The 14,354-nt window shown below is 38.8% G+C and carries 11 protein-coding genes and 1 tRNA gene; 2 read left to right on the top strand and 10 right to left on the bottom strand.

What is annotated here, in order from left to right; all coding sequences use genetic code 11:
• Window positions 1-13: 13 nt before the first annotated feature.
• From vgrG to RHO14_05420, 7 genes are all read right to left on the bottom strand, one after another.
• On the bottom strand, window positions 14-2,404 hold the full coding sequence (vgrG, locus tag RHO14_05450; GenBank protein ID WVD72246.1) for a type VI secretion system tip protein VgrG: 2,391 nt from the start codon (window positions 2,402-2,404) through the stop codon (window positions 14-16).
• Between the two features lie 175 nt (window positions 2,405-2,579).
• A complete protein-coding gene (gene mscM, locus RHO14_05445) occupies window positions 2,580-5,243 on the bottom strand; it encodes a miniconductance mechanosensitive channel MscM (GenBank protein ID WVD72245.1) in 2,664 nt (887 codons plus the stop codon).
• Between the two features lie 5 nt (window positions 5,244-5,248).
• Window positions 5,249-6,097, bottom strand: coding sequence for an archaetidylserine decarboxylase (asd, locus tag RHO14_05440; GenBank protein ID WVD72244.1), 849 nt, complete (start codon window positions 6,095-6,097; stop codon window positions 5,249-5,251).
• Window positions 6,098-6,143: 46 nt separating this feature from the next.
• On the bottom strand, window positions 6,144-7,550 hold the full coding sequence (gene dnaB / locus RHO14_05435) for a replicative DNA helicase (protein ID WVD72243.1): 1,407 nt from the start codon (window positions 7,548-7,550) through the stop codon (window positions 6,144-6,146).
• Between the two features lie 36 nt (window positions 7,551-7,586).
• Window positions 7,587-8,525, bottom strand: coding sequence for a hypothetical protein (locus RHO14_05430; GenBank protein WVD72242.1), 939 nt, complete (start codon window positions 8,523-8,525; stop codon window positions 7,587-7,589).
• 15 nt (window positions 8,526-8,540) lie between these two features.
• Entirely contained in the window at window positions 8,541-10,076 is a 1,536-nt protein-coding gene (gene murJ / locus RHO14_05425; GenBank protein ID WVD72241.1) for a murein biosynthesis integral membrane protein MurJ, read from the bottom strand.
• Window positions 10,077-10,124: 48 nt separating this feature from the next.
• Complete coding sequence (locus RHO14_05420) at window positions 10,125-10,700, bottom strand: TIGR00730 family Rossman fold protein (GenBank protein ID WVD72240.1); 576 nt, start codon at window positions 10,698-10,700, stop codon at window positions 10,125-10,127.
• A gap of 163 nt (window positions 10,701-10,863) precedes the next feature.
• Here RHO14_05420 and RHO14_05415 point away from each other — a divergent pair.
• Together RHO14_05415 and RHO14_05410 are read left to right on the top strand one after the other, a co-directional pair.
• A tRNA-Asn gene (locus RHO14_05415) sits at window positions 10,864-10,939 on the top strand.
• A 296-nt stretch (window positions 10,940-11,235) separates the two neighbouring features.
• Window positions 11,236-11,934, top strand: coding sequence for a 6-phosphogluconolactonase (locus RHO14_05410; GenBank protein ID WVD72239.1), 699 nt, complete (start codon window positions 11,236-11,238; stop codon window positions 11,932-11,934).
• Between the two features lie 71 nt (window positions 11,935-12,005).
• Here RHO14_05410 and RHO14_05405 read toward each other — a convergent pair whose 3' ends face one another.
• From RHO14_05405 to yidD, 3 genes are all read right to left on the bottom strand, one after another.
• Entirely contained in the window at window positions 12,006-12,266 is a 261-nt protein-coding gene (locus RHO14_05405; protein WVD72238.1) for a zinc ribbon domain-containing protein, read from the bottom strand.
• Between the two features lie 102 nt (window positions 12,267-12,368).
• Window positions 12,369-13,280: a YafY family protein gene (locus RHO14_05400; GenBank protein ID WVD72237.1), complete on the bottom strand. Its 912-nt coding sequence runs from the start codon at window positions 13,278-13,280 to the stop codon at window positions 12,369-12,371.
• A 205-nt stretch (window positions 13,281-13,485) separates the two neighbouring features.
• Entirely contained in the window at window positions 13,486-14,007 is a 522-nt protein-coding gene (gene yidD, locus RHO14_05395) for a membrane protein insertion efficiency factor YidD (protein WVD72236.1), read from the bottom strand.
• Between the last annotated feature and the right edge of the window lie 347 nt (window positions 14,008-14,354).

Raw genomic sequence — 14,354 nt, 5'->3', positions numbered from 1 at the left:
TTGTCGTTTCCCGTTAATTTAATTCAAGTACGGCATGCTGTTTTTGCACTTGTTCATTCATTGTTTGCTGGCAGTTAACTTCGCCCGGTAAATTACTTGATGCCTCGATATTCGCCGGCCCCATTTTTTGCATGGCAGCCGCTTTAATCGTTACATTAGAACTAGTACCAAGCTCGATACCCGCGGCGCTAATTTTTACAAATGAGCCACCACAAATCAGGATAATTTCTTTAGCGGCTGAAAAATCGACTTTATTCTCAACACTATCAATTTTAATATCTTGCTTAGCCGCAATATCCATCGCGTCGTTTTGCGCTTGCACTTCAACTTTACCTTGATTGGCAAATAGCTTTATGCCCGCTTTATGGGCGAAGATGCCAACCGCTTCCGATGACGCTAAGGTAATGTTTTTTAGTGCGCTAATATCAGTTTGCTGCTCACTGGTTAAGCTAAGGCTATTACTGCTTGATAACTGAATATTTTCATCACTGGTTAAGGCAATGCCGGCTGGCGCATAGGCAATAATGCCCGCCTGCGTTAACTGTTTGAGTGCGCTTTGTAGCTGTTCTTGGCTGCTCGTATCAGCTTGGTGCGCCTGTGCGGTGCTTGCCGCGTTTTGTAGCGCTTTGGCGATAGATAAGGCATTTTCAAGCTGGGTAATGGCGCCTTGCATATCAAGCTGCAGGCCTTGGGCTTTAGGCTCGCTTTGCGCGGTTAGGTATAAGCCTTTGTTGGCGCTAATTGCGCCCCATTCATCAGTGCGTAGCTCAAAGCCTTCACCGCGCTGCTCTTTGTTTTGGTTAACTAAGTGACCAATATTGAGCTGAGTTTTGCCGTATTCGGTAGCAAGTTTTATATGCTCTTGACCGCGCTTATCATCCATACGCAGTTTATTATTGGCCGGCGTTCTAAGCACATTGCGGTGTTTGTTGGCGGTGGTGACGTGGTCAGGGTGGTTACTGTCATGTAAGCTGTGGGCAATATACGGCCTATCGGGATTGCCGCCCGTGAACGCAATAGCAACCCCAGTACCATCGATTAACGGAAAGTGAAAACCGTAAGTATCCCCCGCATAGGGCTTAGCAAGTCGTACCCATAAACTTTCTTCACCGCTGCGCCAGGTTTTTAAGTCAAAATCAAATTTAACCCGGTAACGGCCTTGAGTGTCAATATAACCATAGGTGTCATTATCAGGGCTCGTTACCCGTGCAGGTAGTGTGCCACTGACTTGTGGCCAAGGCAGGGGCTGTGGGCGATACGGCTTTAATACGTTGTAGGGAATGGCGGTAAACTGTATTTCATACGACTCACTGCGGTCACCGTAGGACGTAGTTGATAAAATCACTATCCCTTCACTCATGCCGTTCATCGGGCTACCGATGACAATGATACGTTGCCCAGCGGTTAAGTAGTAGTCATTACATTTACCACTGATAATAATTTGGTCACTAATGTGCTGCTGATGGCGGATAGCGGCATACCAACTGCCGCTTTCAATAATACTGATATCACCTTTGCTTTTAAAGTGCTCACCATAACGGTAGTTGGTGCCTGAGGTGGTGGTCACTTTCGGCTGGCTGTTAACCAGCGAGTACATATCAGTTTGTGCCTGACGGTAGTTATCGTCTTGCACCATCACTTGACGTGGCACACTGTGACTTTGAAACTGTAAATCCCACACACTATCACGGGCTTTATCAACCATGCTACTTGGTAAGGTGTAAGCAATGCTCCCGGCATCGTCAAAGCCTTGCTCGTAATCACTGAGTACCAGCACATCGCAGTGATGCTCGCTATGGCTTTCAAAGCGAAACCATATGCCAACATCGGCAAGTAACCGCTGGATAAAGGCAAGGTCGCTCTCTTGCCACTGGGTAATAAACTCGCGCGCTGGGTAGCTATCTTTAAGCTCTAAGCGGTAATCAACGCCGGTAAAACCATGCCGGCGCAGCACCTCTTCAACCACACTCACCACGCTTTGGTTTTGGTAAATCGCGCTGTAATGGTCGCTTGCAAACAGTGCTAGCCGTGGCTGCAAGACTACCCGATAATGGGCTTCGTCTTTATTAACCGATAACTGACTAAACTCGGTAACAACGCCATATAAGGTGCGACTCGTTGCCGGTTTATCAAGGGAGCTGATTTGCGTAACTTGTTCAATTAAATTGGGGGCTAAAAAGGTGAAACTGGCGGCCTGACTAAGGACAATATCGATTGGAATCTGATGATCACGACTGGTAAAAAAAATCTCATAGCGCCAAGGCTGATTAAGATATTCGTGACCAGCAACAGATAATACTGATATCGGTGATAGCATATCGCTAATGCTTAAGCTGTAACGATTATTACCTACGCCGATTAACTCAGTTAACGAGTTGATTATCTGGGCAAACTCTTTTGCCATGATCCCCCCCTTTCATCCAATTATATTTTTATTGTTTTATATTATTTACTCATTAACTTAACTCATTTTTTTTGTTTTATTTAGCTAGATAAATTTTTGCCCTAATAAATCATTTTCGATAATAAAATATTATAAAAAAGAAAAATACTTACGCTAATTGCATAATCAGTAATATTTACATCGTGCCGACACTATAAGTTCGTCGACCTGTTTTACGCCCTAAAGCTTCTAAATTAGTTTGCAACGGTGGAAATGGTAATTTGAGTCCATGCTGGCGGTATTCTTCAATGATCATTTGCTGAATTTCGCTACGTAGCGGCATACGGTAACTCATTTCAGAAGCAAACAGACGAATTTCATATAACTGAATTCCTTCTTGAATATCAACCAAGTATACTTGCGGCTCTGGATCATCTAACACATATTGACAATTTTTAGCAACGCGCTTAAGAATATCCATCACTAATTCACTATCAGCATCAATCGTTGCCGGGATCGTTAATACAATTCGAGTGATTGCATCTGATAATGACCAGTTAACTAGCTGCTCGGTCACAAACGCTTTGTTCGGCATAACAATTTCTTTACGATCCCAATCGACAATTGTCGTCGCTCGAGTATTGATTTTGGTTATCGTACCCGTTAATTCACGAATCGTTACTGTATCGCCAATACGTACTGGTTTTTCAAATAACATGATGATGCCTGAAATAAAGTTAGCAAAAATTTCTTGTAGCCCAAATCCAAGCCCAACCCCTAATGCCGCAATCAACCATTGAATTTTCGACCAATCAATCCCAATTAATGAGAAGGCAATCATACAACCAATAATCAAAATAATGTATTTACTGATAGTTGAGATGGCATAGCCAGTGCCAGGCCTTAAATCTAGGTGTTGCAAAATGCCAAGTTCTAATAGTGCGGGTAAATTTTTAACTAATTGAATGGTAATAGTCATGACTAAAATGGCAATAAATACTGAGCTGAGTGTAATATATTGTTCGATTTCAACGCCACTAATCACAGTTTTAGTGCCCCATAGCTTAATATTATCCATAAAAGCAAAGGCGGAATGTAGTTCAGACCAAAGCAAAATCATGCTAATTAAAGCAACCATTGCAATAATTGAACGAACTAAATGTAACGATTGTGCACTAATGACATCAAGGTCAATGACGGGCTCTTCTATATTATCAGCGACATTATTTGATGATGCATTTTGACTTGCCTCATCTTCAGCTTTGCTGCGCTGAGCTAAGCGCTCTAATCTGCGCTGCTTTGCACGTTCAAATTCTATTCGTCTTTTTTGGATCCACATCCACCTGCGGATCATAAAATAGATCACAAGAAGCCCAAGCCAAATAATGACTGATGCCTCTAGCCTGCCAAGTAACACTTGCGCTGTTGATAAATAGCCTAAACACGCAGCTGCAATTGCAACCCAAGGAGCACTAAGTAAAATTACCCATAAAATTCGGCTTAATAAATTATCACCAGAAGACCTTTTATCGATATATAAAGGCACCCTAGCCCGATGAATAGAGTTAGTCATAAATACTAAAGCGAAACAGAGCAATATAAAACAAAATCGCCCAATCGTTGCCGCAAACTGACGATTGTTATACTGATCAAAGCTCATAAGTAGCATAACTAAAGGGATCACAACCCACACCGATAATTGATAATATTTCATCGCAGAGCGAACGCGATTTTCAGGCCAACCAAAATGGGTAATAAATAAACCATTGGGCGCGGCAAACTGGGCACTTATCATAAATACCCATAAAATCGGAGCAGCGGCATTAATACCATAGCCCAGCGCCACAGCAACTGGATAATCCCAATCGCCTTGTAACGCATAACCAATAATGCCCCACAAAATAGGGATCGGTAATGCCATAATTAAGGAGTAAACGACAACGCGTACGGTTATTGAAAAACTATCTTGCGTTACTTTACCAATTCGCGAGGTGGTGTTTTCTAAATATCGATGGTACTTCGTTTTGCTTTTAAAGTGAGTAATAACGAGTACCAAAGAAAAAATCAAAAGCAGTAGCGTTAATGGCGTTTCAACCATCTCGGTCATCGCGCTATATAGCTGTGATAAGCTGTCGATAGAGAAAAACACAACAGCCATATCTTTGGCAAGTTCAACTGGATAAGCTAAATTGACCGGATTGACATCAGCAACCCAAAAGAAATAACGATGCGCCGCATCATCAACATCGTCAATGGCGCTAATTAGTTGCCTATTGGCAATTTTTAATTTTGTTAACTCCAAAATGATAGTATCACAGCCCGATATCAAAGTTTTAAGGAGTTCATTTTGCTCACGAATCAGCTGTTTATAATGCATTAACTGGCTATGATCTAGTGATAGGTCAGTTAAATTAGGATAATCTTTTAAATTATCGAGTTGATTGTTATAGCTTAACTGGAGTACTTTCGATTCAGCAATACTTGCATCTAGAGGTTGAAATTTTGGCTTTTCAGGTAACCTTAATAACTGCTGGCGTAAGGTTTCGCCAAGTGCAGTTGAAAAACTTAACCATTCACCTTGTTCATCTAAGGTTGTTAAGGTATTTTGCACATGCGACACTTGCGACAAGATGGTTGTTTGTTGATCATTGATCAGTGAAACTTGTGCTTTTTGGCTGGTAATGCTGTCACGTAATTCACTATTTTGTGCCGATAATTGACTGATAATTTGGCTTAAATCATGATTATTTTCAATCGTAATTGGCAATTCATCAGCATTAGCCTTAACTAACAATAGCGATATTAAAAATACTGATCCTAAAAACAATAATACGACACGAAGAAAGTTACGCAACTGCATTAATTTTAGATCCTTTTTGCCATTTTTTGACCTACACGAGCAATAGTCCCTTCTTTTAATTCAGGGATGAATTCAACACTATTTGAGCCAAATAACGTGATAACCGTTGAGCCAAGTTTGAAACAGCCCATATCTTCACCTTTTTCTAACTGGACGTTATTTTGATAAGTCCAGCGCTTCATCACGCCATCACGCGGTGGAGTAACGATACCATGCCATTTCGTTTCAATACTGCCAACAATCGTTGCCCCAACTAAAATTTGTGCAACTGGGCCAAATTCAGTTTCAAATAGGCAAATAACCCGTTCATTACGAGCAAAAATATTGGGAATATTTTCAGTTGTTGCTTTATTGACAGAAAAAAGCGCACCAGGAACATAAATCATCTCTTTCAATGTGGCCTTGCATGGCAGATGAAAACGGTGATAATTACTCGGCGCTAAATAGGTAGTAACATAGCTACCATTTTTAAAAAATTTGATCATTTCAGGGTGACAAGCAACCAATGAGTCTAAGGTATAAATATGCCCTTTGGCTTGTAGCATGACATTTTCTTGGATAGTACCAAATTGACTTATCACGCCATCAGCGGGCATGACAATACTATTTTCAGACTCATCAACAGGCCTTGCATCATCTTCAAGCTCTCTTGCAAAAAAGTCATTAAAGGTTTTATATTGCTCCGCTTTTTGATATTTTGCTTCGTTCATATTGATACTGTACAATTTAATAAAGCCTTTAATCATCCAAGTCGTTACAATTCCAAGCTGTTTGCTCGCAAGCCAGCCAAACATAGCTGTTAATAACTGCTTAGGAAGTAGGTACTGAATCATCGCTTTAATATGGTTTAACATGAGTTAGACTCTCTTTTACTTTTCGTTAATTAATATTTTAAAATCGCTATTCATCGTCGAAATAATCGCCGGAATTAGCATAATTATCAAATCGAGACCATTGTCCTTGGAATTTTAGGCGTACTTTACCAATTGGCCCGTTACGCTGCTTACCAAGAATAATTTCCGCGATCCCTTTTTGTTCTGATGCTTCATTATAAACTTCATCACGGTAAATAAACATAATCACGTCGGCATCTTGCTCAATCGATCCTGATTCACGTAAGTCGGAGTTAACCGGGCGCTTATCTGCCCGCTGCTCAAGGCTTCGATTTAGCTGTGATAACGCAACCACTGGCACTTGTAACTCTTTTGCCAGCGCTTTTAATGAACGCGATATTTCAGCGATTTCAAGTGTTCGATTCTCGCTAATATTCGGTACTCGCATCAATTGTAGGTAATCGATCATTATCATACTTAGCCCACCATGCTCACGATAAATTCGCCTCGCTCTTGAGCGTAGCTCCATCGGCGTTAGCCCTGATGAGTCATCAATATACATATTTTTCTTTTCAAGTAAGATCCCCATTGTACTTGAGATCCTAGCCCAATCATTATCATCAAGTTGTCCGGTTCTAATCTTTGTCTGATCAACTCTTGATAATGAAGCAAGCATACGCATCATAATTTGTTCAGCTGGCATCTCTAAACTAAAAATCAAGACTGGTTTGTCTTGCATCATTGCAGCGTTTTCACAAAGGTTCATGGCAAACGTTGTTTTACCCATTGAAGGCCTTGCTGCGACAATAATTAAATCTGAACGCTGTAAACCCGCGGTTTTTTTATCTAGATCAAGAAAACCAGTTGAAACGCCTGTTACCCCATCATGCGGTTTTTGGAACAGCTCTTCAATTTTAGCAACGGTGTCTTCAAGTACCGACGTCACGCTTTTTGGCCCAACGCCCTGCTTTGCTCGATGCTCAGCAATTTGAAATATTTTTGTTTCAGCCAGATCTAAAACATCCTCACTGCTACGGCCTTCGGTTGCATAGCAGTTATCGGCAATTTCATTAGCAGAGCTAATTAGTTCACGTAGTATTGCTTGCTGACGAATGATATCCGTATAGGCAACGACATTGATCGCACTTGGCGTATTTTTAGATAATTCAGCTAAATAAGCAAATCCGCCGACATCACTTAAAATATCTCGACTATCTAAGCTCTCAGATAAGGTGATTAAATCGATTGGCACCCCTTTGGTAACTAAATTTTGCATTTCAGCAAAGATCATTTGATGATGCCGAGAATAAAAATCACGATCAGTTATCGTTTCAGCAACGCGATCCCAGCGCTGATTATCGATCATTAAGCTACCAAGTACTGCTTGCTCTGCCTCAATTGAATGAGGCGGAACTTTTAAGCTTTGTACCATTTTATCTTGCTTGTTTAGTTTATTGCTGGGTTTATTGGCCATTTTTCAAATCACATACATTTTTTTGATATTCTATCATTATTTAACTGAAGTTTCATTACTCGCACGCGCAAAGTAACGTTTAGTCACAGCGCGAAGAATTAAGCTTGTTAATACAATTTGTAGCCCAAAACCTAAAAAGACAATCATTATCAAGTCTGACTGATTACTTTGATACTCGCCATACGCCACCATAATAATCAAAAATGCCATAGCAAGTGAAATAACGATATTGGCTATTGCCGAGAATAGGAAAGATAATAATGTACTTTTAATAATGCGAGCAGTTTCGAGCGTATCAGTTTCTATAGTAAAACAGTTTCTAATAGAAAAATAGACAATTAAGGCGATAATTATCACCACAATCAGATACCCTGAGATATAAGACGCCGAATAGAAAGGTAATATTGGTGTTAAAAAGAGTAAAGACAGCGAGATAAATAGTAGAGCAAATAAAATCACATGCGTTTTAACACGATTATCAGCGTCAATTACCTTAAAATCGACAGCACGATCAAACCTATTTTGTAAATTTAAGATGCCATAATAAATAACCAAGCCAACAACTATATAATTAAGTAAACTCGGTATAAAACTATGAATGAGTAAAACTGCTTCGTAGCCTAAATAATTGAGATAAGGGTAAAGGTAAGACATGATGAAAGAGAGAATATAATTGTCAAATAAAATAACAATCACATTCATCATTAAACTGATCGTAATTAGCGACAATATGTTTTTAACTGTGATTTGATAAATATGACAGCGATAAAAAGCCAATGATGCGATAAACATAATTAGTAAATGTTTAGGCAAGCCATAAAATAATTTATTAAAGGCAACATTAATCACATAGTTGCCTAAATTAACGTATTCTGGCGCGTTAATCATCATCATGGTGATAGATGTTACAATTGCCATCAACCAGCAAATGATAACGAGTATTAAAGGCAATTTAAAAAAAGAGAGATTATTCATTTTAAACCTATCGTATTATTCAATTCGTTTAATAAACTGTTTTAATTTAAATCGTAATGCAATTAGCGCCCCAAAATAGGCAATTACCGCAGCGATAATTAATAACAATAACCGACCGATACGCGATAACATACTTCCTGTTGACCAGTCAGGTAATAAATCACTACCAATCACTAGCACCGCCGACATAATAACAACGGCGATAACAATTTTGATAATAAAAGCAAGCCATCCTGGCTTTGGAATAAATAACTTTTGCTTACGCAGTTGCCAAAATAGTAATCCGGCATTAAAACAAGCAGCAATACTAATTGATAGAGCAAGTCCTGCATGTTTTAGTGTACCAATAAATGCAAGGTTCATCGCTTGGGTTAAAATTAATGTAACAATGGCAATTTTTACTGGCGTTTTAATATCTTGCCGTGAATAAAAACCGGGTGCGAGAACTTTGATCAAAATAATACCGAGTAAACCGATAGAATAGGCAACTAATGCCTGACGCGTCATTTCGCTATCAAGGGCAGTAAACTTACCATATTCAAATAGAGTTGCAATTAACGGCTTTGCAATCACCCCCAATGCAACGGCGCTTGGTAAGGCTAATAACACGCAAAGTCTTAACCCCCAGTCAAGTAAATCGGAATACTGTTTGATGTCGCCTTTGGAAAAACTTTTCGATAACGAGGGCAATAAAATCGTGCCAAGGGCAACGCCTAATACGCCAGAGGGGAATTCCATCAATCTATCAGCATAATACATCCATGACACTGAGCCTGATACCAAAAATGAGGCAAAAATAGTATTAATAATTAATGAAATTTGACTCACCGATACGCCTAAAATTGCAGGCCCCATCAGTTTTAATACCCGCCACACACCGCTATCACGTAGATTGATGCGCGGTAGTACTAACATGCCAATTTTTTTAAGATACGGCAATTGATAAAGCAATTGTAATACCCCTCCAACAACTACTGCAACTGCTAGCGCAAGGATCGGTGGATTAAAATAAGGCGTTGCAAAGAGGGTAAAACCAATCATGCTTAAATTTAAAAATGTTGGCACAAAAGCTGGCACTGAGAATCGATTCCAAGTATTTAAAATCGCACCAGCTAATGAGGCTAATGAAATAAGTAAAATGTAGGGAAACGTAATTTTTAGCATCAATGAAGCTAATTCAAATTTTTCAACAGGCTCAGTAAAGCCTGGCGCAGTAATTAAAATAATAATCGGTGAGGCAACAATACCAATTGCAGTAACAATTGCCAGTACTAACGTTAATAAACCTGCAACATAAGCAACGAAGGTTCGAGCCGCTTCCTCGCCCTGCTGACTTTTATATTCAGCTAAAATCGGCACAAAAGCTTGTGAAAATGCGCCTTCGGCAAAAATACGGCGCAGTAAGTTAGGCAATTTGAAAGCAACAAAAAAAGCATCAGTTGCCATCCCTGCGCCAAAATAGCGTGCAACAATGGCATCACGAATAAACCCTAAAACACGTGAAATCATTGTCATTGAACTGACAGCAGCCAGCGACTTAAGCAAATTCATTATCGTAGTAGCCTTTACTTTTAATATAGAGATAGATAACGAAAGCGACTATTTTTTTATCCAACGATCGAGATCTTTAGGAATATAGTTATCAATTTGTTGTAATAATGTCGTAGGATCATCAGACACTATCAGTGTGTTATAAAAACTTTCACGAATAAAGCCTTCTGTTACGGCATGTTTTAAAAATACCTGCATTGGCGCCCAAAAATCAAATGCATTGTATAACGCAACTGGTTTTTCATGATAACCAATTTGCGCACCTGTCCAGATTTCAAATACTTCTTCTAACGTTCCAGTGCCGCCAGGCATCGCAATAAACGCATCGGCAAGTTCAGCCATACGTGCTTTACGAATATGCATATCAGCAACGATTTCAAGGCTAGTAATACCATGATGCGCGGTTTCTGCTTTAACTAACCTTTCAGGAATAACGCCAATCACCTCACCACCATTAGCAAGCACTGCATTGGCAATGGTGCCCATCAGGCCTTTATTACCACCACCATAAACCAGCGTTCGACCTTGCTTTGCTATCTGTTCGCCAAGCTGCTCTGCATAGAACTGGTATTGTGGATTGTTACCGTAACTTGCACCACAAAAGACACAAATATTCTTTTTCATAATTCGTAAATTAGTCTCGTTACTTCAAGGTGGCTAATTTTATCATAAAACCGTCATCACGCGATGATTTATTAAAATGATTATTAGCTAACCAATTAAACGCTTTTTTTATTTTTAGTGTTGACAGTTTTAATCTTGGACGTTAATATCTTCGCCCATGTGTTCCTCCATAGTTCAGTCGGTAGAACGGCGGACTGTTAATCCGTATGTCACAGGTTCAAGTCCTGTTGGGGGAGCCAACTTTTTATTAAAAGCCTGCTATTATTTAGCAGGCTTTTTTCATTTATACGAACTATGATTAAATAACTGCCAAGCCCAAATTTGCGCACCATTGCATCTTCTATATTTAAACGACAAAAACTCAATTTTATTAATATTATTTCAAATTTGTGATCGCTGCACTTTATTAATCAATTATTTTCTGACACACTCGCTATTACATTCGCTCGCCTTATAGCAACTTGCAAGCCAACTATCATTAGTCGATACGCCGCCTTGCGCATAATCGTTTTTATCTTTTAATCAGGAGCAAACAATGAAAATCATCACGGTTAAAAATAAGGAAGAATTAACCAAAAGACTGGCAATTGAGTTTTTAACGAGTCTTAGTCAGCCTAATGCAACCATCGGTTTACCCGGCGGCTCAACGCCAATTGATATGTATGCACTTATTTCGCCGTTGGTCAAAAATAACCCAGCCTTTAAAACGGTAACTTATTGTAACCTCGATGAGGCGATTTCAGTTGATGGTAAAATTAAAAGTATTAATACCTTACTTAACCATCACTTTTATCATCGCAATAATATTCGCGACGAACAACGTTTTGATTTAAATCTTGATAATGCAGCAGAATTTGAACAGTTTTTAGCGTCGCGCGGAGGCTTAGATGCGATTTTTCTTGGCGTTGGTACTGATGGGCATATTGCGGGAATAACACCAGGTACCCCGTTTGGCAATCGCACTTTTATCGATAAGATGACACCGATGTTTAAAGAAATTGCGCAACAAGAGTTTGGCGGCCTAAGCAATACTCCTGACGAACTTGTGACCGCGGGACCTAAAACGTTAATGCAGGCTAAAAAAATAGTCGTCATGCTATTAGGCGAAGCTAAAGCCGATATTGCCAAACAAGCCTTTTTTGGCCCGGTGACAGAGGCGATCCCCGCCTCGATTTTACAGTTACATCCCAATATCACCTTATTAATCGATGAAGCCGCGGCAGCTAAACTTTAGATTTACTACACAATAAAATCCAGATCATCTGATCTGGATTTTTTATAAGCACTATCGATTTAATCTAATGGTTATTGCCAGCGTTTTAAGGTCGGCAAAAACTGCTTCATCATCTGCTCAGCTTGTGCTTTGCTCATTTTTGGATGTGCTTCTAACATTGGCGCAATGCAGACTGTAATCATTTCGCTCATGCTACAATTATATTTAAATTGACCATTATCATAACAATACGAACAATAATCCTGATTTTTACTGCCATCTTTGTTTGTGCCATACATTTGATTGGTATCCCCCATTGGCATGCCACAACTTTGGCAAAATTTTTGCTGCATAATTAACTCCTTATTGAATAGTTTAGGTGGATTAACTACGCACAATCATAACAAGGGTAAGGTGACAACTATCTGTCACCTTATAAAAAGGATTGGATAAAATTAATGATACAGATCTACGATCATCATCGCTTGTTGTTTTAAAGCATCTTTCAACGATTGTGGCGCAATGACTTTGGCATTACCGCCGTAAGAGAGTAAATATTGCAATAACCAATCGCCATCTGGGGTTGCTATCGAGACAATAAGGCTACCATCTTGCTGAGTGACAATGTTTTTTAACGGAAATTCATCATAAACACGGTAAGCAATCTGGGCACAAAAGTGGATGGTCATATCAATCATTGGCAGGGATTTATCGGCATTATTATCAATTGTTAGATCAGGTAATAAATTGGTATCAAATATTTGATCTAATAAAACTAATTGATCAATTCGCTTTAATTTAAAAAAACGGTATGCGAGCTTGATTTGACAATAAGCGTGCAAATACCAATCTTGTGATTTAAATAACAACTTTAACGGACAGGCTTTACGCTTCGCTTGCTCGCCTCGACTGTTAACATACTTAAATTCGACTATTTGGTGATTAATAATGGCATTTTTTAATATATCGACTTTAACTTGCCGATGGTCATAATCAGCCCAATTAGAAAAATCGATTTCAATCCAATTCGTTTGCTTTTTACCAAACAAATGACTAAGTTTAGATAGCAAGTGATCTGGCTGATGATCTAGATTATTTAATGAGTTAAAGCCTTGTAATGAGCTTAATATACTACTCTGCTCCTTATCCGAAATTGCCATCTTATTTAGGGTATAGCTATCTAAAATTGCAATACCACCGCCCTTGCCTTTACTGGTATAAATCGGGACACCTGCGCCAGATAAGATATCAAGATCACGCAAAATTGTACGTTTAGACACCTCAAAATGCACGGCGAGTTGAAGCGAGGTTAGCTGCTTTTTATTTAATAAAAGATGCACAATGCCAAAAAGCCGATTGATATGCATGTGTTAATTCATCATCAAGAATTGCTAATTTATTAAGTATAGCTTTATCGAAATCAGCTAAGCAATCACCTTTGATATAAGATGTGACAAAGGTGGGGTTTATTCGTATGTTAGCCTGTTTTATTATCTAAAAAAATTTGATTGAAAAGGTATGTTAACAGGGCGAAAGTTAACAAAATCATCTACCATATTACTATTAATAAAGTTAACGCAGTTTACTGCGTCTTCTTGCGCTCATCTTATGCAGCCAAAATAATAAAAAAAACGGCGAGAAAGAAAATCGGTACCCCGCAAGCTGCTTGCGAACACCTAAATCACAACCACAGTCACATCCATCGCTACACGGAAGACTATCTGGCATAGAGCAACCATTACCACACGAAGAACTATCAAAAACGTCGCAATCTTTAAAACATGAGCACACCTTTAGTGTTTCACAATATTCACAAGGGTGTGTGCTATCTTCTTTATCCTCATTTTCATCTTTTGGCTTATTTAAATGAGTAGCTGCCATTTTACAATCATTTAATCGTTTAGGAAATGAGTGCCATAGCGCTGAGACGCCAAAACGCCGAACCGCTACCAAGGCAAAGCTAGAACATGAGCGACCACCCGAATGTTTGCGATAAGCACAGCAAAATCCTTTACGTGGTGAGATAAATTTTTGATAAAATCGAATTAATCCTATTGATAAATATTTTGGTAAAATCGAAAAGAAACGCTGCATTTTTAACCTATTGTTATTGTTTATTATTGTCAGTTTCATTCATATTCAATATTTTGTTATTAAGTAAGGGAAAATACTCACTACGATAATCAGCTCAGCATAATAACAAATCAGTATTTTTTTTCAAATCATATCCATCTTGATAAAATAAAAGCTATTTAACATAATAAATAATAGCCAACGAGCAAAAATAAAAAATCACTTGATAAACTAGTAGTTATATGAAATTGGCGTATTCAACTTGGTTAATAGTAAGAATTATTTTTCAATAAAACGATCACCATAAAATATTAAATTGGCAATTTGCTGATGAAATTGATGTAAAGTGGCGTTATGCTCTTGTGTAA

Source organism: Orbaceae bacterium lpD04 (assembly GCA_036251935.1).
Classification (GTDB): Bacteria; Pseudomonadota; Gammaproteobacteria; order Enterobacterales; family Orbaceae; genus Orbus; species Orbus wheelerorum.
The sequence above is the reverse complement of the archived record's forward strand: the minus strand, read 5'-3'. Positions and strand labels throughout refer to the sequence as shown.